18 protein-coding genes are annotated in these 23,144 nt (G+C 67.3%); 14 read left to right on the plus strand and 4 right to left on the minus strand.

Translation table 11 applies throughout. From position 1 onward, the window contains the following. Nucleotides 1–95 precede the first annotated feature (95 nt). The 4 genes from HH308_RS27425 to HH308_RS27440 form a co-directional block, all read right to left on the minus strand. Nucleotides 96–1,022, minus strand: a complete 927-nt coding sequence (locus tag HH308_RS27425) for a ChuX/HutX family heme-like substrate-binding protein (protein ID WP_170197463.1) — start codon at nucleotides 1,020–1,022, stop codon at nucleotides 96–98. A 20-nt stretch (nucleotides 1,023–1,042) separates the two neighbouring features. Next, nucleotides 1,043–2,842 (minus strand): sulfite reductase subunit alpha, encoded by a 1,800-nt coding sequence (locus HH308_RS27430; protein ID WP_170197464.1) that lies wholly within the window; start codon nucleotides 2,840–2,842, stop codon nucleotides 1,043–1,045. A 4-nt stretch (nucleotides 2,843–2,846) separates the two neighbouring features. Further along, entirely contained in the window at nucleotides 2,847–8,132 is a 5,286-nt protein-coding gene (locus tag HH308_RS27435) for a glutamate synthase-related protein (RefSeq protein ID WP_170197465.1), read from the minus strand. A 172-nt stretch (nucleotides 8,133–8,304) separates the two neighbouring features. Continuing rightward, complete coding sequence (locus tag HH308_RS27440; protein WP_170197466.1) at nucleotides 8,305–9,528, minus strand: sulfite reductase subunit alpha; 1,224 nt, start codon at nucleotides 9,526–9,528, stop codon at nucleotides 8,305–8,307. Between the two features lie 301 nt (nucleotides 9,529–9,829). Here HH308_RS27440 and rpmE point away from each other — a divergent pair, with 301 nt between their 5' ends. From rpmE to atpD, 14 genes are all read left to right on the plus strand, one after another. Continuing rightward, the gene (rpmE, locus tag HH308_RS27445; protein ID WP_170197467.1) at nucleotides 9,830–10,060 is read left to right on the plus strand and encodes a 50S ribosomal protein L31; all 231 of its coding nucleotides are present in this window, start codon (nucleotides 9,830–9,832) and stop codon (nucleotides 10,058–10,060) included. 108 nt (nucleotides 10,061–10,168) lie between these two features. Then, nucleotides 10,169–11,254 (plus strand): peptide chain release factor 1, encoded by a 1,086-nt coding sequence (gene prfA / locus HH308_RS27450; RefSeq protein ID WP_211188924.1) that lies wholly within the window; start codon nucleotides 10,169–10,171, stop codon nucleotides 11,252–11,254. Further along, complete coding sequence (gene prmC, locus HH308_RS27455) at nucleotides 11,251–12,162, plus strand: peptide chain release factor N(5)-glutamine methyltransferase (RefSeq protein ID WP_170197469.1); 912 nt, start codon at nucleotides 11,251–11,253, stop codon at nucleotides 12,160–12,162. Before prfA ends, prmC begins: the two co-directional genes overlap by 4 nt. A 5-nt stretch (nucleotides 12,163–12,167) precedes the next feature. After that, on the plus strand, nucleotides 12,168–12,830 hold the full coding sequence (locus HH308_RS27460) for an L-threonylcarbamoyladenylate synthase (protein WP_170197470.1): 663 nt from the start codon (nucleotides 12,168–12,170) through the stop codon (nucleotides 12,828–12,830). After that, nucleotides 12,827–14,071 carry a serine hydroxymethyltransferase gene (gene glyA / locus HH308_RS27465; protein ID WP_170197471.1) on the plus strand — a complete coding sequence of 415 codons (1,245 nt, stop codon included), beginning with the start codon at nucleotides 12,827–12,829 and terminating at the stop codon, nucleotides 14,069–14,071. The genes HH308_RS27460 and glyA overlap by 4 nt, the downstream gene beginning before the upstream one ends. Then, entirely contained in the window at nucleotides 14,059–15,234 is a 1,176-nt protein-coding gene (locus tag HH308_RS27470; RefSeq protein ID WP_170197472.1) for a glycosyltransferase family 4 protein, read from the plus strand. Before glyA ends, HH308_RS27470 begins: the two co-directional genes overlap by 13 nt. Before the next feature lie 249 nt (nucleotides 15,235–15,483). Continuing rightward, a complete protein-coding gene (locus HH308_RS27475) occupies nucleotides 15,484–15,903 on the plus strand; it encodes an ATP synthase subunit I (protein ID WP_170197473.1) in 420 nt (139 codons plus the stop codon). Then, on the plus strand, nucleotides 15,900–16,706 hold the full coding sequence (gene atpB, locus HH308_RS27480) for a F0F1 ATP synthase subunit A (protein ID WP_170197474.1): 807 nt from the start codon (nucleotides 15,900–15,902) through the stop codon (nucleotides 16,704–16,706). The genes HH308_RS27475 and atpB overlap by 4 nt, the downstream gene beginning before the upstream one ends. A gap of 112 nt (nucleotides 16,707–16,818) precedes the next feature. Beyond that, the gene (locus HH308_RS27485; protein ID WP_170197475.1) at nucleotides 16,819–17,079 is read left to right on the plus strand and encodes a F0F1 ATP synthase subunit C; all 261 of its coding nucleotides are present in this window, start codon (nucleotides 16,819–16,821) and stop codon (nucleotides 17,077–17,079) included. A 40-nt stretch (nucleotides 17,080–17,119) separates the two neighbouring features. After that, a complete protein-coding gene (locus tag HH308_RS27490; RefSeq protein WP_170197476.1) occupies nucleotides 17,120–17,602 on the plus strand; it encodes a F0F1 ATP synthase subunit B in 483 nt (160 codons plus the stop codon). Beyond that, nucleotides 17,602–18,954, plus strand: coding sequence for a F0F1 ATP synthase subunit B/delta (locus HH308_RS27495; protein ID WP_170197477.1), 1,353 nt, complete (start codon nucleotides 17,602–17,604; stop codon nucleotides 18,952–18,954). Before HH308_RS27490 ends, HH308_RS27495 begins: the two co-directional genes overlap by 1 nt. A gap of 64 nt (nucleotides 18,955–19,018) precedes the next feature. Beyond that, the gene (atpA, locus tag HH308_RS27500; RefSeq protein ID WP_170197478.1) at nucleotides 19,019–20,659 is read left to right on the plus strand and encodes a F0F1 ATP synthase subunit alpha; all 1,641 of its coding nucleotides are present in this window, start codon (nucleotides 19,019–19,021) and stop codon (nucleotides 20,657–20,659) included. A 52-nt stretch (nucleotides 20,660–20,711) separates the two neighbouring features. Beyond that, nucleotides 20,712–21,626 (plus strand): F0F1 ATP synthase subunit gamma, encoded by a 915-nt coding sequence (locus HH308_RS27505; protein WP_170197479.1) that lies wholly within the window; start codon nucleotides 20,712–20,714, stop codon nucleotides 21,624–21,626. A gap of 60 nt (nucleotides 21,627–21,686) precedes the next feature. Further along, a complete protein-coding gene (gene atpD / locus HH308_RS27510; protein WP_170197480.1) occupies nucleotides 21,687–23,138 on the plus strand; it encodes a F0F1 ATP synthase subunit beta in 1,452 nt (483 codons plus the stop codon). Nucleotides 23,139–23,144 lie beyond the last annotated feature (6 nt).

Raw genomic sequence — 23,144 nt, forward strand, 5'->3', positions numbered from 1 at the left:
CTAGAGTCACCGCCCACAATTTCCCCGAACCCGCAGTGTCCTGCGTTGCCGCCAGGACACTCCCGGGTCCGGGGAATTTGTGGATCCGGGTCTGCCTACGCCGGCTCGTCGTCGACGATGTCGCCCATCAGTTGCTCCCACCCGGCAGCGGCGGCTCTCGTCTGCGGTCCGGTTTGGGTGGCGATGAATCGGCAGCGGCCCGAATCGTCGTAGAGCTCGATTGAACCGGTTCGGCCGCATGCGCCGTTTGCCCAGGTCACCCATGCTTGCTTGAGCAGGGAGAAGTCGATCATCGTGCGGCCGCTGCCCGACGCCAACACCATCGACCCCTCATGTTCCCGGGATCCGGTCAGCAGGCCGCTGCGCATCTGCAGGCAGCCCGACGCCCCGGCGACGAGCGTCGCGGGCATCGACAGCAGTGCGGCGTGACTCAGGGCGCCGATGACCCGTCGCAACGGTACCTGGGTGGCGCCCGAATGGGGTTGGGGCAGTGAGCGCAGCCGGGCCGGCCCACCGTCGAAGAGCACCGAATCGAACTGGTCGAGCTGATCGAACTGGCCGAACCGCAGCGCCAACGGGTGCGCATCCAGATCGTCACCGGTGATCGGCGTCAGATACCCGGCGAGTGTGAGCGACTCGAAGGCCAGGCGATCGGACCGGTCGGTCAGGTAGGTGACATGCGCACATCCGCCGTCGGCGTCGAAGAACCGCAGCGTCGCGGGCATGCCCTGCCCGGCCGGCTCGGTGATCAACGCGGTGCGCAGGTGCGAGGCGTTGAGCCGCACGGTGATCTGCGACGGTTGACAGCGGATGGGGCCGCCCATTCCGGTGGGATCGGCGTAGACGCCGACGTCGTTCATGATGACCGGCCCGGCGACGGTCACCCCGACGACCTGGTCGAGCAGCGGCAGATGCCGCGCGACCCGTCCGGGGCAGCCGCGCAGCAACTGCCCCGCGAAGTCGGGTGTGCTCAGCAGCTCGTCGAGGTCGTTCGTCGCAGCGGAATCATGTGGTGCAGACATCGTTGTCGTTTCCCATCGGTTCAGTAGACGTCGCGCACGTAGCGCTTGGATTTCTTCAGTGCGTTGATGTAGTCCTGCGCCGCAGCAGGATCGAAGCCGCCGTGCTCGGCGACGATGTCGTGCAGAACGGCGTCGACGTCGCGGGCCATCCGGGTCGCGTCGCCGCAGACGTACAGATGCGCGCCGCCGTCGAGCCACGCGAACAGCTCGGCGCCCGCGTCGCGCATGCGATCCTGCACGTACACCTTGTGGTCCTGATCACGTGAGAAGGCGAGGTCCAGCCTGGTGAGCACACCGTCGGAGGTCAGTTGGTCGAGTTCGTCGGCGTAACTGAAGTCGTCGGCGCGGTGTTGCGCACCGAAGAACAGCCAGTTGCGGCCCGACGCCCCGCGAGCGGCACGCTCGTGGAGGAAGGAGCGGAACGGCGCGATTCCGGTGCCCGGGCCGATCATGACGACGGCGCTGTCGTCGGCGGGCAGGCGGAACGAGTTGTTCGTGGAGATGAACACTCCGACGTCCCGTCCTACGTCGCAGCGATCGGCGAGGAACGTCGAACACACGCCCCCGCGCATGCGCTCGCCGGAGCGGTAGCGCACGGTCGCCATGGTGATGTGCACGGTGTCGGCGTGGGCGAGCGGGCTCGACGAGATCGAGTACACGCGCGGTTGCAGCGGCCGCAGTTCGGCGAGGAGCTCCTCGGGGGTGATGTGCAGTGCGGCGTCGACGTCGAGCAGATCGAGGACGTCCTTGCCCCAGAGCCACGCGTCGAGCGCCTCGCGGTCGCCGGTCGCCGTGAGGTGGGTCAACTCGGGGTCGCCGCTGCGCTGGGCGATGTAGTCGACGAGGTACTTCGACGGTGCGGAGATCTCGAACCGGTGGGTCAGTGCGTCGGTGAGCGTGGTCTGACCCTTGCGATCGGCGACGACCGTGTCGCCGGGGACACCGAGCCGGTCGATGATCGCCGCGACCAGCGCTGGGTCGTTGATCGGCGCGATGCTCACGCCGTCGCCGGGCTGATAGGTGATGCCGCTGTCACCGAGCGACAGCACCACGTGGCGCACTTCCTTGTCCGAGCCCGGCCCCGACAGCACGGTGTTCGCGAGAATCGTCGCCCGATACGGATTCTTGCGGCCCCACTGCGACTTCGGCGGCACGGTCGTTTCGGTCGAGGTCGACGGTGGCGTGTCGCCCGCCGGCACGACGTCGGCGTCGACGCCGGTCAGCGCGTCGAGTGCGGCGGCGGTCCAACCGGCCGCCGGCTCCTCGAAGTCGAGATCGCAGTCGGTGCGATCGAGCACCCGCGTGGCCCCGAGCTCGGCGAGGCGCGCGTCGATGTTCTTGCCGGCCTGGCAGAACCCGTCGTAGCTCGAATCGCCCAGGGCCAGAACGCTGAAGAACAGTCCCGCCAGCGGGGGAGCGCTGGGTGCGGCGAGCGCCTGCCAGAACAACTCGGCGTTGTCGGGCATGTCGCCCTCGCCGTAGGTCGAGGTGATCACCAGCAGCCGACGGACCGCGGCGAGCGTCGAGATCTCCAATTCGTCGAGGCCGCACACCAGCGGCACGAAGCCCTTGGCGCGTGCCGCATTCGCAGCCTCGTCGGCGAGGAACTCGGCCGTGCCGGTCTGTGTGCCGTAGACGATCTGGACTGCGACTGATCCGGTGTCGGCGGCTGCGGCCGCCGCGGTGCCGGCGACCGCCGGGAGTCCCGGTGCCGCCGGTGCCATGGTGATGCGCGTGTTGAGGCCGGCGAGAAATCCTGCCAGCCACGCCTTCTGGTCGCCGGAGAAGGGGACGTCGGCGGGGATGTAGGGGAGTTGCATGGGATCAACCGGCCCTTTCGGAGGTGTGGAGGGCGGCGGCGACGTCGGGGACGGCCGCGGCGGCGAACAATTCGTCGAAATTCGGCAGAGCGCCCAACTTCTCGGCGTTCTTGCGGTCCTGGTGCAGGATCCAGCCGTATGTCGCGGGCGCGTCCATCGACCGGACGTTGCGCAGACCGAGCGCCTGCTTGTAGTCGTCCACCCGTTTGGTGGCGATCAGCGCGGCGAGTTGCTCGTGCGAGTAGCCGTCGAGGATGTCACGCGCGTAGCGACCGATCTTGGTCAACAGATCGTGGTCCTCGGTGAGCACGAGATTGGCTGCGGCGGTACCGATTTGGCTCTCACTCCAGCGGGCGTCGCCAAACCGCCCACCGCGTGCGAGTCGTTTGGTCGCGACGTCGCGGGCGAAGGCGAACACCGTGAACGCGTTGAGCAGCCCGAACATGTCCGCGTCGTCGGTGTGGCCGTACGCGGGCACCACCCCGCCGGCCACCGGATCACCGTGTCGCAGGCTGACTTTCAGCTTGCGCACTTGGTCGGCGGCCAGTGCGGTCGACAGCTCGTCGAGCAGCGCGCGACGACCGATCGACGCCGCGAGTGCGTCGCTGTCCTGATAGGCGGCCAGCGCTCGCGGCATCGCGTATGCGATGTAGTGACGCTCGGTCTCCCAGTTCTGCAGGAGCCGGGCCGCCAGCGGCGATCGTGTTGCGGCGGCGTGCATGTGGAGCAGGTGGTACACCGCGGCGTGGTGTATCGGCGCGAGCGGATCGTCGACGCCGGTGATCGCGCCGACGATCACCGACGACGAGCTGATCGCCTCGTCGAGCCGGCACGCCGGATCGTACTGGTAGAGAAAGCCGCCGCTCATCCCGTTGCCCAGACCGTTGCCGTAGTCGCCCAGGTTGAGCACCGCGCCGTTGGTCATGTACTCGCAGCCGTACTCGCCGATGCCTTCGACGACGGCCGTCGCGCCGGAGTTGCGCACCGCGAAGCGATCGCCTGCCTCACCGGCGACGAACAGCCGGCCGCCGGTGGCGCCGAACAGCGCGAAGTTGCCGATCAGCACGTTGCCCCCGGTGACCGCGGACCCGCCGCCCGGCGACAGCACGGTGACCGTGCCGCCGGACATCGACTTGCCGACACCGTCGTTGCAGGTTCCGGTGTGGGTCAACGCCATTCCGTCATTGCAGAAGGCGGCATAGGACTGCCCCGCCGATCCACCGGTGGCCATCCGCACCGTGTCCGGCCGGAGGTATCGCCGCCCGCGGTCGTCGAGGTCGGCGCAGGACAACGCGCCGACGGCGGCACCGTCGAGTTCGTAGTTGAGCAGCCGCTCGATGTCGACGGCGAGTTGCGCGCCGACGCTCTTGTTGCGGTTGTGCAGGACGACGGGTGTCACGGCGACGCTGTCGGCACCGTCGTCGAGCAGAGCCGCACGGACCTGCGCGAACGCGATGTCGTCGACGGCATAGTCGCGTTCGAGGTAGACCGGGTCGACGATGACGGGTTCGTCGACCGAACCCAGGAGGGCGTCGACCCGCAGGTCACCGACGATCGCGGGGTGCTCGAGCAGGTGCAGCAGATCGGTCCGGCCCCGTGCGGCGCGCAGACTGGGCAGCCCCAGAGCGGCGAGCGTCTCGCGGACGTCGTGGGCGAGGTTGCACAGGTACTGCGCCATCGCACGTGGATCCCCTTCGAACACTTCGGGATTCGTGGTGAGCCCGGCCGGGCACTTGACGTTGCAGTTCTTGGCCATCACGCAGCCGACCATCATCAGTGCGGCGGTGCCGAACTCGAAGCTGTCGGCGCCGAGCAGCGCCGAGCACACGACATCGCGGCCGATCTGATGCGCACCGGATGCGCGGAGCACGACCTTCTGCCGTAAACCGTTGGCGCACAGAGCCTGATGTACTTCCGACAGACCGATCTCGGCGGCCCGCCCGGCGTAGCGCAGGCTGCTCACCGATGCCGCGCCGGTTCCCCCGGTGTTGCCCGCGACGTTGATCACGTCGGCGCCGGCCTTCGCCACGCCGACCGCGATGGTGCCGATGCCTTCGGAGGACACGAGTTTCACGATCACCCGCACCCGCGCGGCTTTGCAGTCGTGAATGAGTTGGGCCAGGTCCTCGATCGAGTACGTGTCGTGATGCGGTGGCGGCGAGACCAATTCGACGCCGGGTGTGCCGCCCCGCGCGGCGGCGATCTCGACGGTCACCTTGGGCGCCGGAAGTTGGCCGCCCTCACCGGGTTTGGCGCCCTGGCCGATCTTGATCTCCAGCTCGTCGAGCATCGGGTCGGCGAGGTAGCCCGCCCAGATGCCGAACCGCCCGGACGCGAACTGCTTGATCCGCGATGCCCGCAGCGTGCCATAGCGCGACATGTGCTCGCCGCCTTCGCCGCTGTTCGACAGACCGCCGACCATATTCGTTCCGTGCGCCACCGCTTCGTGCGCCGGAGCCACCAGCGCACCGTGGCTCATCGCGCCGGACGCGAACGTCGCGGTGATCTCGTGTGCGGGCGCGACGTCGGCCAGCGCGATCGGTGTCAGCCGCGCGGGGTCGGGGAACGCGAGGACGTCGCGCAACGCGCTGGGCCGCAGCGCGCGAGCGTCGGTGAGTTCGGCGACGAATGCCCGGTATGCGGGGGTGATCTCGAAGGCGTCGATCTGCTCGGGCCGCAGCCGGTCGAAGCTGGTGTCGACATATGCTTCGGCGTCGAGACCGAAGGCGTCGTCGAGGCCGGTCAGCGTGAGGCGACGCAGCGCGTTGGCATCGTCGCGCGGTGCCGTGTCGGCGTCGGGATCGGTCGACGGGAAGGCGATCGCCTCTGCGGTCAGATCACCGTAGGTCCGCACCGCGACGGTGCCGAACGAGTGTCCGGCTCCGTCGGAGCGTTCCTTGAACAGTCCGAGCAACGGGAGATCGGTTGCGGTGCGCGGTGATTCGGGACCGAACGCGGCCCGATGCGCGCGGAGCAGGGCGGCGACGATCGGCTCGAGACCGACGCCGCCGACCGGTGAACGCAGATCCGGGAACCACCCGTGCAGCTGACCGTCGGCGGTGTCGAGGAAGTTCGGCTCGAAGAATTCGCCGCCGATATAGCTTTCCACGGTGCACAGCCCGACCCGACCCATCGTCTTGCACAGCGACTTCTCCGCGGCGCGCGCCCAGCGATCGAAGCCGGCCTGCCCGAGGAGGATGTCGTCGGCCGCGGCGAGTTCAGCGGCCCGTCGGGCCACCGAGTGCGGGTGTACGGCGGCGGCGCCGAAGCCGAGCACAGCCGCGAGGTGATGCGACGACTCGATCTGGCCGGTGTCGGCGATCAGCGAAACCTTCAGTCGCAGACCGGCGTCGACGAGCCGCTGATTGATCGCCGAGACAGCGAAGATCATCGGTAACGCGGCCGACGCCGCGGACACCGCGCGGTCACTGATGACAGCGATGCCGCCGGTGCGCGCGAACTCGACGACGCGGTCGCCGAGTCGGGTCATGGCCGCGGTGACGCTGTGCACCGCGGTGGCGGTGTCGTCGGATGGCTGCACGGGGAAGACCGCGTCGAAGACCTCGATCGGAACCTCGTCCTGCACGCGCAGCACCGCGAGGTCGGTGGCCGTCAGAATCGGAGTGCGCAGCACCACCCGTCGGATCGGCGAACGGTCGACGCGGTCGGCGCGCGGACCCAGCGCCACCCGCAGCGTCATGCCGTCGGCCTCCCGGATCGAATCCAGCGGAGGGTTGGTGACCTGGGCGAATCGCTGCGAGAAGAAGCGCGCGACATTGGGTTCGATGTCGGTGAAGGCGTTGACGGCGTTGCCGAAACCCATCGCCGAGACCCGCTCGGCGCCGTCGCCGATCATCGGATCCATGAAGAAGCGCAGGCTCTCCTGGTCGAGGTAGTACGCGCGATAGGCGGCGGCGGGGTGATCGATCGCCGCGGCGACCTCCGCTGCGGCGGGACTCGGCAGGTCCGCGAGATCGACCTTCGACGCCGCCAGCAGCGCCGGGTAATCCCGTGCGGCAGCGAGGTTTTCGTAACAGTCCTCGGTGGTGTACGTGCGATGGTCGCGGTGGTCGTAGTAGATCATGCCACCGGCACGTACGCGCCCCCGGGAGAGGACCGACTCCGGTGGCACCGAGATCTGGCCGGCCTCGGAGAAGGCGCACAGGTACTCCGAAGTCTCCAGGGTGCGCAGTGGACGCAGCCCGAGCCGGTCCAGGCGCGCGCCGATGACCGTGCCGTCGCCGAACACCACCGCGGCGGGGCCGTCGTTCTTCTCCTCGAACAGCGAGAAGTATTCGAACATCGCGCGCACCCGCGGCGAGAGGGTGGGGTCGTTCTCCCAGGCCGGCGGCATCATCGAGACGATCGCGGTGACGAGATCGACGTCGTCGTCGACGTCTCCCATCCCCGTCGCCGTGATGCGGGCGGCGACCGTCTGATCGAGGCGGCAGCTGTCGGACTGTCCCGGCGGACGCACGATCGTCCGCCGGTGCGCCGCGGCGTCGGCGACCTGGGCGATCCGATTCTTCTTGTCGGTGTTGAGTTCGCCGTTGTGCGCCAGGTACCGGAACGGCTGCGCCATCGTCGGGTGCGGGTCGGTGTTGGTGGAGAAGCGGGTGTGAAAGTAGAGCGTGTGGACCCGATGGTCGTCGTCGGAGAGATCGGTGAAGTAGTCCACCACCTCGGGCGAGGACAACCGTCCCTTGAGCACCTGGGTGCGCGCGGACAGCGACAACGGGTACAGGCCGGCCAACTCGGGCCGCGTGAAACCGGTCGACTCGATCCGCAGCAGCGCCTGCTGGATGAGTCGGTCGAGGTCGGCGGGCCCGGGGCAGGGTGACGGGGCCGCGAAGACCCACTGGGTGATCGGCAGCTGCAGCGCGACGGCAGCCGGTCGCAGCACCGAATCGTCCACCGGCACTCGGCGAATCGTCAGTACGGTGAACCCGCGGTCGGTCATCACGCGTTCGATCAGCTCGATGGCGCGGGCCCGGCCGGGGCCGTCGGGTAGGAAGAAGTTCCCGACGCAGAACTGTCCGAGATTCAGGTCGGCGCGACCGGTGATCTTGCGGAAGAAGCTCTGCGACAAGTCCATGGAGACTCCGCCGCCGTCGCCGACACCGAGTGCGGACATCCCGCCGCGATGCGGGACCGAGCACAGCGCCTCACGTGCTCGATCGATGACGTCGTGCCCCTGCACGCCGTCCTTGCGGGTGATGAACCCGACCCCGCAACTGCTCTTCTCATCATTCGGATCCCACAGCAACGGCTGCGGTGCAACTGGCACCATGTACGTCCCACACTCTCAACCCAGACGGAGTTACGCAGACACCCACCCGGCCGGGGTGAACCCGGTGTGAGGGTGGGTGGCGCCGCTGCGCCGTTGAAGCGACAGCTGAGAGTCTAGCGGGTAATTTAGCTAAGCCTAACCTTTGTGACGTACCTTACTGTGGCCGCCGACGTCAGTACACGTCGCGCAGATACCGCTTGTCCTTCTTGAGCACCGCGACGAACTCGGCTGCCTCCTCGGCGGAGTGTCCGCCGTGCTCGGCGACGATGTCGTGCAGCGCCGCATCGACGTCGACGGCCATCTGTTCGGCGTCGCCGCAGACGTAGAGATGGGCGCCGTCGGCCAGCCATCGGTACAGGTCGGCGCCCTGCTCGCGCATGCGATCCTGGACGTACACCTTGTGCTCCTGGTCCCGTGAGAAGGCGAGGTCCAGGCGCGACAGCAGGCCGTCGTCGACGAACCCGGACAGTTCGTCGGCGTACAGGAAGTCGTGATCGCGGCGTCGATCACCGAAGAACAACCAGTTCTCGCCGGTCGCCGCGGTGGCCTTGCGCTCGTAGAGGAACGCCCGGAACGGCGCGATGCCGGTGCCGGGGCCGACCATGATGACCTTGGTGTCCGGTGCGGGCAGGCGGAAGGTGCGGTTGGCCGTCACGAAGACGCCGATATGAGCGTCTTCGGGATGCCCGACGGTGCGCCGGTCGGCGAGGTAGGTCGAGCAGACGCCGCCGCGCTGACGGTCGCCCGCGTGGTAGCGGACCGTGGACATCGTGATGTGCACGGTTCCGGCGTGTTCGGTGGGACTCGAGGCGATCGAATACGTGCGGTGGGCCAGCGGTGCCAACTCGGCGACGAATTCCCGCGGATCGAGACGTAACTCCGCGTCGACGTCGAGCAGGTCCAGGACGTCTTTGCCGCGCAGCCACGCGGTCAGCGCGGCGGGGTCGTCGGCGCCGACGACGCCGGCCAGCTCGGAACCGGGCAGCCGCGCGGCCAGGAAGTCTGCGAAATACGTCGACGGCGTCGAGATCTCGACGCGGTGGGTCAAGGCCTCACGCAGCGTCACCTCGTCGCGCCCGACGGTGACGAGCGTCTCCGGATCGGCGTCGAGGCGCGTGAGCAGGGCCTCGACGAGGGTCGGGTCGTTGATCGGCGTCACGCCGATGCCGTCACCCGGCTGGTATTCGATGCCGCTGTCGCCGAGATCGACGACGAGATGATGTACTTCCTTCTCCGAATCCGGCCCGGACAGGCGAGTGCGCTCGACGATGGCGGCGCGGTACGGATTCTTGCGGCCCCATGTCGAACGCTTGCGGCGTTCGGGACGCGTCGGCGTCGTCGGGGAGGCGGGACGGTGAGTGTGCGAGGCGGCGTTGTGCAGTGGCGTCGAAGTCATATGCGGTGAGAAGTGGGGAAGGGGTCGGTGATGCGTTCCCGGCGCGCGTGACTACCGATTTTAATAGAGACACCCGGCCGCGACAGGGGTGTTGAGTGTCATCTGGCTCACACTGGGCCGCCGTCGGGCTCGGGGAATGTCGACGCCGCGAGCAGTGTTAACACTGTCGGATCGACTGTTGCGCGGTGCGATTTGGTTCGACACCCACCCGCCGTGGCATACTGGTCGGTCGAGTCCGGTTCCGGTTCACACCGTCGATCCCCGACGGTGACCCGGCGACCACTAGAAAGGGACATCCATCATGAAACAGGGCATTCACCCCGATTACGTGGCGACCACCGTCGTCTGCGGTTGTGGCAACACTTTCGAGACCCACAGCACCAAGGCCGACGGCCGGATCAACGTCGAAGTCTGCTCGCAGTGCCATCCGTTCTACACGGGTAAGCAGAAGATCCTCGATACCGGCGGCCGCGTCGCACGCTTCGAGGCTCGCTACGGCAAGCGCACGAAGACCGCCAAGGCCGACGCCTAGCTTCACCGACGGCACCCGGACTGCACGCGAGTGCAGGTCGGGTGTCGTTTGCTATCGGGCGGTCGCGGTTTTCCGCGGCACGCGTACGACGACCACACCAGGAAGGGGATGACAGTGAGCACCCACGACGCGCCATCGGCGATCGACGACATCTTGGCCGAGCACGCGGGCCTGGAACAGCAGCTGTCCGATCCGTCGCTGCACGACGATCCGTCGGCCGCGCGGCGCGTCGGCAAGCGGTTCGCCGAGCTCGCACCGGTCATGGCGACCTATCAGAAGCTGCAGACGGCCCGCGATGACCTCGCCGCCGCACAGGAGCTGGCCGCCGACGACGCCGCGTTCGCCGAGGAGATTCCCGCGCTGACCGAACTGGTCGCCGACCTCGACGCGACGCTCACCGATCTGCTCGCGCCCCGTGACCCCCACGACGGCGACGACGTCGTGCTGGAAGTGAAGTCCGGTGCGGGCGGCGAGGAATCGGCACTGTTCGCCGCCGACCTGGCCCGCATGTACCTCAAATACTGTGAGCGGCGCGGATTCAAGGCGCAGCTGCTCGGGGTCACCGAATCCGATCTCGGCGGCTACAAAGAGGCCACCATCGCGATCAAGTCGAAAGAGGCGACGCGCGACGGCGTGTGGTCGCGGCTGAAGTTCGAGGGCGGCGTGCATCGGGTGCAGCGTGTGCCGGTCACCGAGTCGCAGGGACGCATCCACACCTCGGCGGCCGGTGTGCTCATCTACCCCGAACCCGAAGAGGTCGCCGAAGTCGTCATCGACGAATCCGATCTGCGCGTCGACGTCTACCGCAGCTCCGGCAAGGGCGGGCAGGGCGTCAACACCACCGACTCCGCGGTCCGCCTGACCCACCTGCCCACCGGCATCGTCGTCACCTGCCAGAACGAACGGTCGCAGCTGCAGAACAAGGCGCGCGCCATGCAGGTCCTCGCCGCGCGTCTGCAGGCGCTCGCCGAGGAAGAGGCCGACGCTGCCGCGGCCGAGGGACGTGCGGCGCAGATCCGCACGGTCGACCGGTCCGAGCGCATCCGCACCTACAACTTCCCGGAGAACCGCATCACCGATCACCGGATCGGCTACAAGGCGAACAACCTCGACGCCGTGCTCAACGGCGAGATGGACGCGCTGCTCGATGCCCTCGTCGACGCCGACAAGCAGGCGCGCCTGCAAGCGCAGTGACGCCCAACGCAAGTCGGACCGCCGGCGTCGTCGAGCAGCCCGCGTCACCGCGGGTCGCCGATCAGTTGGCGTGGGCCAGTGCGGTACTCGCCGACGCCGACGTTCCGTCGCCGCGGACCGACGCGCAGTGGCTGCTCGCGCATGTCGCGGGTGTCGATCGCGGGCGGCTGCTGGTCCTCGACGACCTCGACGCCGACGCCATGGTCGAGTTCGCGCGCCTGGTGGCGGTACGACGAGCGCGCTATCCGCTGCAGCACCTGGTGGGCACGGCGGCTTTCCGCACGGTCGAGCTCCAGGTCGGCAACGGTGTGTTCATCCCCCGTCCGGAAACCGAACTGCTGGCCGAATGGGCCCTGTCGGCGGTGCCGTCAGCCGACTGTGTCATCGCCGACTTCTGCAGTGGCAGTGGAGCTTTGGCCATCTCGCTGGCCACTGAACTGCCGCGGGCGCGGCTCATCGCCGTCGAAGAGTCGCTGTCGGCGCTGATGTGGCTCAAACGCAACATCGAGGCGCAACCCGACGCCGTGGCGTCGCGGATCACCGTCGTCCACGCCGACGTGACCCGATCCGCCGACATCGCCAAGTGGATCGCCCCGGCGTCGTGCGACATGATCGTCGCCAATCCGCCGTATGTCCCCGAGGACACCGAGGTCGACCCGGAGGTCGACATCGACCCCGCCGAAGCGGTGTTCGCCGGCGACGACGGAATGAGCGTCATCACGCCGATGATTCCGGTACTCGCGCAGGTATGCCGCCCCGGCGGACTGGTGGGCGTCGAACACGACGACGCGACCGGCGATCTGGTGGCGGGGCAGCTCGTCGAGGACGGACTCTTCGCCGGTGTCCTGGGGCATCGCGACTTGGCCGGACGGCCACGGTTCGTCACGGCGACGCGCGTGGAAGGATGAATCAGGTGAGCACGCTTTTCGACTGCAATGATCCGCAGACCCGTTCGGCAGGCATCGACGCCGCGGTCCGCGCGGCCAAGGGTGGCCGCCTGGTCGTCATGCCGACCGACACCGTATACGGAATCGGTTGTGACGCTTTCGATTCCGACGGCGTAGCCGATCTGCTGGCCGCCAAGAACCGCGGCCGCGACATGCCGGTGCCGGTCGTGGTCGGCTCGTGGAACACCATCGAGGGACTGGTGTTGTCGGTGTCGCAGCAGGCCCGCGATCTGGTACGGGCGTTCTGGCCCGGTGGACTGAGTCTGGTCGTCAAGCAGGCGCCGTCGCTGGCGTGGGACCTCGGCGACACCGACGGCACCGTGATGTTGCGGATGCCGCTGCACCCGGTGGCGATCGAGATCCTGCGCGAGGTGGGGCCGATGGCCCTGTCCAGCGCCAACGTGTCCGGCTTCCCCCCGGCGACCACCGTCGACGAAGCGCGAGATCAGTTGGGCGACACCGTATCGGTGTATCTCGACGGTGGACCGGCAGCACTCGCAGTCGCGTCGACGATCGTCGACGTGTCGACGCCGACCCCGCGCATTCTGCGGGAGGGGGCAGTCAGCGCGGCGGCGATCGCCGACGTCCTCGACGTCGACGTCGCCGACCTGCTGCAGGCTCGTTCATGAGCGAAACCGTTGGGCCGCAGGACTTCTCGGCCACAGCGCTGCGTACCGCGGACCCGCGGATCGCGGATCTGATCGGGCGGGAGACCACCCGCCGACGTACGACGCTGCAGCTGGTCGCCAGCGAGTCGATCGCCTCGCCCGCGGTGCGGGCCGCGCTGGGCAGCGACCTCGGCGACAAGTACGCCGAGGGCTACCCCGGGGCGCGCTATCACGGTGGCTGCGACGTCGTCGACGAGGTGGAGGAGCTCGCCGTCGAACGCGCACGCGATCTCTTCGGCGCCGACTACGCCAATGTGCAGCCGATCTCCGGTTCGGTCGCCGGACACGCGGTGTACGCGGCCTTCGCGCAGCCGGGCGATCCGGTGCTGGCGCTGCGGCTGATGCACGGCGGTCATCAGACGCACGGGTCGCGCGCCAACATCTCCGGGCGCTGGTTCTCGCCGATCGCCTACGGGCTGCGCCGCGACGACGAGCGCATCGACTACGACCACCTGCGCGAAACCGCGCTGGTGCACCGGCCGGGCATCATCGTCGCGGGATCGTCGAGCTATTCACGCCATATCGACTGGGCCGCGCTGCGCTCGATCGCCGACGACGTCGAGGCCGTGCTGTGGTGCGACGCGGCGAACCTCGCCGGGCTGGTCGCCGGGGGAGCGGCGCCCTCGCCGGTGCCGTACGCCGACGTCGTGACGGTGTCGACGCAGAAGGTCTTCTGGGGCCCGCGCGGTGGGGCGATCCTCGCCCGTGCGGAGCACGCCGCCGTGCTGCAGAAGGCGGTCTATCCCTTCCTGCAGGGGGGCCCGGCGATGAATTCCATTGCGGCCAAGGCGATCACCTTCGCCGAGGCGTCGACGCCGGAGTTCGCCGGTTACGCTCAGGACGCCGTCGACAACGCGCAGGACCTGTCGGTCGCACTCGCCGAACGCGGGTTCCGGACCGTCAGCGGCGGCACGGACACCCATCTCGCGCTGATCGACGTGACGTCGTCGGGGCTGACCGGCCGGGCCGCGGCGGCCGCTCTGGCCGAAGCCGGGATCGTCGTCGACAAGGCGGTCCTGCCGTTCGACACCGCGTCCGTCGCCGACGGTTCCGCGATCCGCGTCGGGCTGGCTGTGTTGACCGCGCAGGGCTTCGGCACCGAGGACATGACTCAGATCGGCGACTGGATCGCGACCGCGCTGCACGACGCATCGGCGCGTGCGGAGGTTCGAGAGCAGATCGGGCAGCGATGTGGCAGCTAGCCGCTGACCGTGGCGGCGGCACCGGCGTACCGCTGCGCGAACTGATGCTCATCGGGCTCTGCGCGGCCGCGATCACCTATTTCGTCACCTCGTTGGTCCGAGTGTTCGCGATTCGGGCGGGAGCGGTCGCGGTACCCCGCGTCCGCGACGTCCACGTCATCCCGACGCCGAGGCTCGGCGGCGTCGGCATGTACATCGGCGCGGTGGCGGCGATCGCGCTGGCCGCCCAACTGCCCGCCCTCAACCGGGGCTTCGCCTACACGCCCGACATGACCGCGGTCATCGTGGCCGGCCTGGTGATCGTTCTGGTCGGCGTGATCGACGACCGGTGGGGCCTCGACGCCCTGACCAAATTCGCCGGTCAGCTCACCGCGGCGGGTGTCATGGTCCTGATGGGCGTCAGCTGGTACGTCCTCTACGTGCCGTTCGGCAACATCGGCACGCTCGTGCTCGACCCGTTGCAGTCGGGACTGCTCACCGTCGCAATCACGGTGGCCACCATCAACGCGGTCAACTTCGTCGACGGGCTCGACGGTCTCGCGGCCGGGCTGGGCATGATCGCCGCGCTCGCGATCTGCATGTTCTCGCTCGGTCTGCTGCACGATCAGGGCGGCGACGTCAGCTACTACCCGCCCGCGCTGATCTCGGTGGCACTGGCCGGCGCATGCCTGGGCTTCCTGCCGCACAACTTCTCACCGGCGCGGATCTTCATGGGCGACTCCGGCGCCATGCTCATCGGCCTGATGCTGGCCGCGGCGTCGACCAGCGCGTCGGGCCGCATCGCGATCAACGCCTACGGTCCGGCCGACGTGTTCACGCTGCTCTCCCCGTTGATCCTGGTCGCGGCGGTCACCTTCATCCCGATGCTCGACATGCTGATGGCGGTGATCCGCCGCACCCGGGCGGGTGTCGGCTTCTACACCCCCGACAAGATGCACCTTCATCATCGGCTGCTCGAACTCGGCCATTCGCAGAGCCGGGTGGCACTGGTGATCTACCTGTGGGTGGCGGTGCTGGCGTTCTCGGTTGCCGCGAGCACGTTGTTCACCCTCTCGGTGGTGATACCGGTGTTCGGCTGCGGCATCGTGCTGGCACTCCTGGCGACGTTCGCGCCACGGATCAGGCGCACCGTCGCCGGGTGGCGGACCGCGCAGGGGGAGTAGGTCGGGCGACCTAGTCATCGGTCGTTGTCGCATGCTTCGACGGTCGCGATTAATGCCTTGGTAAACATCCGTGTACTATGGGCTGTAGTAGTAATCGGGTCGCTGAGCATACCCCCCGGTGGGGCATGTTGGAAGCACTTGATAGAGTCTGAGAAAATCGTGAGCTTACGCCGCGCCAGATTGGTCGACGACGCACGCACGATGATTGGTGTCCAAAGACGGGCACCGTGACGAGTTGAGGAGAGGCTCATGAGCGCCACCGCGGCCCCCGACTCCATGCCATATGTTTTCCCCACCGCACCGACCAGTATGCGCCGCCCCGCGATTATCGCGGGGATCGTCGTACTCGCCGTTGCCGCTGTAGCCATTGCGCTGAACCATCCGTGGTTCGGCGTTTTCTTTATGGTCGGAACGATCGCCGTCTTCGGTAACGCGCAGCTGGTGATCAATTCGGTCAAGGCGGTCACCGCCGAAGAGCACCCCCGCAAGAAGATTCTTGCGGTCAATTCCGCGGTTCGGCTGGGGACCATCACGGTCCTCGCGCTGGTCGCAGCGTTTCTGGTTCAGCCCGATGGGCTGGGCGTGATGTTTGGACTCGCCATCGGTCAGGTCATCTTGGTTCTGAATACGGTGATTCCGGTGATGAAAGGACTTCGTAAGCAACCATGACAATCCTGTCATCCACGCCGATCCTCTTCGCGGCGCAGGGCGAAGAGGGCGGAGAGAAGAGCTTCCAGCTCGAGGTCGGCCACCACACCCCGCAGTGGAACTGGTTCGGCATGACCGTCAACGGCGACACCGTGATCGCCAGCGCGGTCGCCGCGCTGATCGTGATCGCGCTCGCGTTCGTCGTCAAGGCGAAAGTCACCTCCGGCAAGCCGGGCTGGATTCAGTCGTTCTTCGAGGTGATCTTCGTCCAGATGCGCAGCCAGGTCGAAGGCTCGATCGGCCATCGCATCAGTGCCTTCGTGCTGCCGCTGTCGGTGACACTGTTCGTCTACATCCTCGTCGCGAACTGGCTGTCGGTACTGCCGGTTCAGTTCGGCACCACCAACGACGAAGGCGCGCCCACCGCGGGCGAGTGGCTCAAGCCGCCGGCCTCCGACGTCAACTTCGTCTATGCGATGGCGCTGTTCGTCTTCCTCGCCTACCACATCGCGGGCTTCATCGAGCGCGGCGTACTGACTCACCTCAAACTGCTGGCGAAGGGCCACGGCTGGGGCCTCGCGGCGATCAACGTCATCGAGGAGATCGCCAAGCCGATCTCGCTGTCCCTCCGTCTTTTCGGCAACATGTTCGCCGGTGGCATCATGGTCGGCCTGATCGCCATGTTCCCCGCGTGGATCCTCTGGGCGCCCAACGCGGTCTGGAAATCCTTCGACCTGTTCGTCGGTCTGATCCAGGCCTTCATCTTCGCGCTGCTCACCATTCTCTACTTCAGCCAGTCCACGGCTAAAGAAGACGCTCACTAGAGTCGCGCGGGACCACAAGACCACCACTGAAATAACCTCCTGGCCGGCACGGTGCCGGCCCGGACCACAGACCTGACAAGTCACTTGTCAGCAACCGAAAGGAAAGTTCTCAATGGATCCCAATCTGATTGGTCTGGGTGCACTCATCGGCGGCGGCCTGATCATGGCCGGTGGCGCTATCGGTGCCGGTATCGGTGACGGTCTCGCCGGTGCACAGCTGATCGCAGGTATCGCCCGCCAGCCTGAGGCTCAGGGACGCCTGTTCACCCCGTTCTTCATCACCGTCGGCCTGGTCGAGGCCGCGTACTTCATCAACCTGGCGTTCATGGCGCTGTTCGTGTTCGCCACCCCGATCAGCGGCGTCAAGGCCTAATTCGTCTTTTCGACTAGATCGATTCAACTAACGGAGCGACATGACGACGAATCTCGCCGCAGAAAACTTCCTCATCCCCAATGGCACATTCTTCGTGTGCCTGGTGATCTTCATGCTGGTCTTTGCCGTGATCGCCAAGTTCGTGGTGCCCGGCATCCAGAAGGCCATCGAGGATCGCGAGGCGATGGTGGCTAAGACGGCCGAGGACAACAAGGCCGCTGCGGCGAGCTTCGAGAGTGCCGATTCGCAATACCGGGCTGCACTGAAGGACGCGCGGGGCGAGGCCACCGGCCTGCGCGACGCCGCGCGTGCACAGGGCAACGAAGAGTTGACCGCAGCCCGGCACGAGGCCACCGCGCAGGCAGATGCGGCCCGCGCCGCATCCGCCGAAGCGCTGGCCGCCCAGGGGGAAACCGCTGCGTCGACTGCACGCGGCGACCTGGAAAACCTCGCGAGCACGCTCGCCGGCCGAGTTCTCGGGACCGATGTGAACAGCCGCCCCGAAGTGAAGGTGAACAAGTAGTGAGCATTTTCATTGGGCAGCTGATCGGCTTCGCCCTCATTGTCTTCCTATTGTGGAAGTACGCATTCCCGCCGCTCAACCGTGCGGTGAAAGCGTCGCAGAGCAAGATCGAAGATCAGGTCCGCGAGAGCGAGGCCGCCAAGGCCAACCTCATCAAGGCGCAGGCCGCACATGACCAGGCCGTCGCCGACGCCGCCGTCGAAGCCGAGCAACTCAAGGCCGACGGTGCCAGCGACGCCCAAGCCATCACCGAGGATCTGCATGCGGCCGCGGAGGCCGAGCGCAAGCGCATCGCCGCGCACGGCGCCTCGCAGGCCGACCTCCAGCGCGCCAACCTGCTGCGCGATCTGCGCGGCGACCTCGGACGTTCCGCGGTGGCCCGCGCCGACGAACTCGTCCGTGCGCAGCTGTCCGACCCGGCCGAGCAGTCGGCCACCGTCGACCGGCTCCTCGATGAACTCTCCGCGATGTCGGGTTCGGCGCGCCCGGACACCGCCGTCGCCACCAGCGCCGACCTCGTCGGGCTGCACGGCATGCGCGCGTCGAGCCGTGAAGCGGCACAGGCCGTCTCGCGGGAAGCCAACGCGGTGACCGGCGGCCTCGACGCAGCCGCGCTGACCTCGCTGGGCGGTGAGCTCGCGTCGATCGTCGCGTTGCTGAACAGCCAGCCGGTGCTGCGCAAGAAGCTCGCCGAGCCGTCGGACGCCGCCGACGCCAAGAAGGCCCTCGTCACCTCACTGCTCAGCGGCAAGGTGTCCGAGCCCGCCCTCGCGATCACCGCGACCGCGAGTGCCGAGAAGTGGTCGACGGGCGCCGACTTCACCGCGGCACTGCAGCGGCAGAGTGACCTGTCGGTGCTGGCCGCAGCCGAGAACGAAGGCGTCATCGACCGCGTCGAGGACGAACTCTTCCGCGTCGGACGCCTGCTCGACGCCAACCCCGAGCTGACCCGGCTGCTCTCCGACCACAACACCCCGGGTACCGGTCGGGCAAGCCTGCTGCAGCAGGTGCTCGGCGACCAGGTCGGCGCGCACACCTCGGCGCTGCTGAGCCAGACGGTCACCACCCTGAACGGCCAGCCGGCCGACATCGCAGTCGCCAACCTCGCCGAACTCGCCGCCGCGCGGCGCAGCGAGACCGTGGCCCACGTGATCTCCGCGCTGGCCCTGACCGATGCCCAGCATGCGCGCCTCACCTCGGTGCTGGCAGACATCTACGGGCGGGCGATGTCGGTGCAGACCGAGATCGATCCGGCACTGCTGGGCGGGCTGCGGATCAGCGTCGGCGACGACGTCATCGAAGGCGACGTCGCCACTCGACTCGCCACGGCCGCCGAGAACCTACCGCGCTAGTGCGCTGACCGCACTGGCCCCGAATCCCACAAGCCACTAAAGCAAGAAGAAGGACGAGAACCCCATGGCTGAGTTGACGATCTCACCAGACGAGATTAAGGGAGCGATCGAGAGCTACGTCTCGTCGTTCGACGCCGACGCCTCGCGCGAAGAGGTCGGTACGGTCACCGATACATCCGACGGCATCGCGCACGTCAGCGGTCTGCCCGGTGCAATGGCCAACGAGCTGCTGGAATTCCCCGGCGGAGTACTCGGCGTTGCCCTCAACCTCGACGAGGACGAGATCGGCGCGGTCATCCTGGGTGACTACGACACCATCGAAGAAGGCCAGCAGGTCAGCCGCACCGGCGACGTGCTCTCGGTCCCCGTCGGCGACAAGTTCCTCGGTCGCGTCGTCAACCCGCTCGGCCAGCCGATCGACGGCCAGGGCGACATCGAGGCCGAGGCGCAGCGCGTGCTGGAACTGCAGGCAGCGACCGTCCTCGAACGCCAGCCCGTCGAGGAGAGCCTCGCGACCGGCATCAAGGCCATCGACGCGATGACCGCCATCGGCCGCGGTCAGCGTCAGCTCGTCATCGGTGACCGCAAGACCGGCAAGACCGCGGTCTGCATCGACGCCATCCTGAACCAGAAGGCGAACTGGGAGACCGGCGACCCGACCAAGCAGGTCCGCTGCATCTACGTCGCGATCGGCCAGAAGGGCTCGACCATCGCGGGCGTCAAGTCCGCACTCGAAGAGGCCGGCGCGATGGAGTACACCACCATCGTCGCGGCTCCGGCGTCGGATTCGGCCGGCTTCAAGTGGCTCGCCCCGTACACCGGCTCGGCCATCGGCCAGCACTGGATGTACGACGGCAAGCACGTCCTCATCGTCTTCGACGACCTGACCAAGCAGGCCGAAGCCTACCGCGCGATCTCGCTGCTGCTGCGTCGCCCGCCGGGCCGCGAGGCATACCCGGGTGACGTCTTCTACTTGCACTCGCGTCTACTGGAGCGGTGTGCCAAGCTGTCCGACGCTCTCGGCGCGGGCTCGATGACCGGCCTGCCGATCATCGAGACCAAGGCCAACGACGTCTCGGCGTTCATCCCGACCAACGTCATCTCGATCACCGACGGCCAGGTCTTCCTGGAATCGGACCTGTTCAACAAGGGTGTGCGTCCCGCGATCAACGTCGGCACCTCGGTGTCGCGCGTCGGTGGTGCCGCACAGACCAAGGGCCTCAAGGCCGTTTCCGGTTCGCTGCGTCTGGAGCTGGCTCAGTTCCGTGAGCTCGAAGCGTTCTCGGCATTCGCCTCCGACCTCGACGACGCCTCCAAGGCGCGCCTCGAGCGCGGCGCCCGCTGGGTCGAGATGCTCAAGCAGGACCAGTACAGCCCCTACTCGGTCGAAGACCAGATCGTCTCGATCTACCTCTGCGGTGAGGGCCACTACGACTCGGTTCCGATCGATGACATCCGCAACTTCGAGGAGCAGCTGCTCAGCCACCTGCACCACAACGCGAAGGGCGTCTACGACTCGATCGAAGGCGGCGCGAAGCTCTCGTCGGATCAGGCCGAGGCCCTGGTCGCCGAGACCAACAAGTTCAAGAACGGCTACCTGACCCACGACGGTCAGCGTGTCGTCAACGAGCCCGCTCCGACGGCGATGGACGCCAAGGACATCGCCAACGAAGAAGTCAAGATCCGCAAGACCGACGAGGACTGACGGTAACGACATGGGCGTAAGTACCACACGATCAGACGGGAGGATGCGCTAGATGGCCAGCATTCGTGAGCTGCGCTCACGCATCAGGTCGGTGCAGTCGACCAAGAAGATCACCAAGGCGCAGGAGCTGATCGCGACGTCGCGGATCACCAAGGCTCAGGCGCGAGTTGCGGCGGCGAAGCCGTACTCCACGGAGATGACGGCGGTGCTGACCGAATTGGCGTCGTCCGCCGGTTCGCTCGATCATCCGCTGCTCGTGCAGCGGGAGAATCCCAAGCGCGCCGCGGTACTCGTCGTCACCAGCGACCGCGGCATGTGCGGCGGTTACAACTCCAATGTCCTCAAGGCCGCCCGCCAGCTCATCGCGCTCCTCGAGCAGGAGGGCAAGGAAGCGGTCTTGTTCGTGACGGGTCAAAAGGGTGTCGGGTTCTTCACCTTCCGTGGCACCGACGTCCAGGACAACTGGACGGGCTTCTCGCAGGCGCCGGAATACTCCGACGCCGCCGACGTCTCGAAGTTCCTGGTCAAGCTGTTCGAGGCCGGGTCGGGAACCGAGGTCGAGCGTCGTGACGGCGTCGGCGTCCTGGAGGGCGTCGACGAGCTGCACATCGTCTACACGAAGTTCGTGTCGATGTTGACGCAGAACCCCGAGGTCCGGCGCGTGGTCCCGATGCTGCCGTTGCCGGTGGACAGTGACGAACTGCCCTCCCGCAACTACGAGTTCGAGCCGAGCGCCGAGGCACTGCTGTCCTCGTTGCTGCCGAGGTACGTGGCGACCCGCATCTATGCGGCGCTGCTGGACAGTTCGGCATCGGAGTCGGCGGCTCGACGCACCGCGATGAAGGCGGCGACGGACAACGCTGAAGAGTTGTCGAAGTCGCTCTCGCGCGAAGCGAACCAGCTGCGTCAGGCCCAGATCACCCAGGAAATCAGCGAGATCGTCGGCGGTGCGAGCGCACTCGGCTGATGCCGGCGCCCACGCGACTTCGCTGCCACCAGACCCCAAAGAGGAAGTGACCCAACCAAAATGACCGCTGCAGTAACAAACCCCGCATCGTCGAATGCGAGCGACTCCGCGGCCGGGCGCGTCGTTCGCATCATCGGCCCCGTGGTCGACATCGAGTTCCCTCGCGGCTCGGTGCCCGACCTGTTCAACGCCCTGCACTCGCAGGTCGAGCTGCCTTCGGTGGCCAAGACCCTCACGCTCGAGGTCGCTCAGCACCTCGGCGACAACCTGGTCCGCGCCATCTCGATGCAGCCCACCGACGGTCTGGTCCGCGGCGCGATTGTCACCGACACCGGCAAGCCGATCTCGGTGCCCGTCGGCGACGTCGTGAAGGGTCACGTCTTCAACGCACTCGGCGACTGCCTCGACACCCCCGGACTCGGCCGTGACGGCGAGCAGTGGGGCATCCACCGCAAGCCTCCGTCATTCGACGAGCTCGAAGGCAAGACCGAGATCCTCGAGACCGGCATCAAGGTCATCGACCTGCTGACCCCGTACGTCAAGGGCGGCAAGATCGGTCTGTTCGGTGGCGCCGGTGTCGGCAAGACCGTTCTGATCCAGGAGATGATCACCCGTATCGCGCGTGAGTTCTCCGGAACGTCGGTGTTCGCCGGCGTCGGTGAGCGCACCCGTGAGGGCACCGACCTTCACCTCGAAATGGAGGAGATGGGCGTTCTGCAGGACACCGCGCTGGTGTTCGGCCAGATGGACGAGCCGCCAGGCACCCGTATGCGCGTGGCTCTGTCCGCTCTGACCATGGCGGAGTACTTCCGCGATGTGAAGGAGCAGGACGTGCTGCTGTTCATCGACAACATCTTCCGTTTCACCCAGGCCGGTTCCGAGGTGTCCACGCTGCTCGGCCGTATGCCGTCGGCCGTGGGTTACCAGCCCACCCTGGCTGACGAGATGGGCGAGCTGCAGGAGCGCATCACCTCGACCAAGGGTCGTTCGATCACGTCGCTGCAGGCCATCTACGTCCCCGCCGACGACTACACCGACCCGGCGCCGGCGACCACGTTCGCTCACCTCGACGCGACCACCGAGCTTTCGCGCCCGATCTCGCAGCTGGGTATCTATCCGGCCGTGGATCCGCTGACCTCGACCTCGCGCATCCTGGAAGCGTCGATCGTCGGCGAAGAGCACTTCCGCGTCGCCAACGAGGTCAAGCGCATCCTGCAGAAGTACAAGGAACTGCAGGACATCATCGCCATCCTCGGTATGGACGAGCTCTCCGAAGAGGACAAGGTCACCGTTCAGCGTGCCCGTCGCATCCAGAAGTTCCTGGGCCAGAACTTCCTCGTCGCCGAGAAGTTCACCGGCCAGAAGGGCTCGGTCGTTCCGCTGGCCGACACGATCGAGGCTTTCGATCGCGTCTGCAAGGGCGAGTTCGATCATCTGCCCGAGCAGGCCTTCGACAGCTGCGGTGGTCTGGACGACGTGGAGGCTGCCGCCGCGAAGATCCTCGGAAAGTAGCGGTTC

The sequence above is a fragment of the Gordonia asplenii genome (assembly GCF_012933505.1).
Lineage (GTDB): Bacteria > Actinomycetota > Actinomycetes > Mycobacteriales > Mycobacteriaceae > Gordonia > Gordonia asplenii.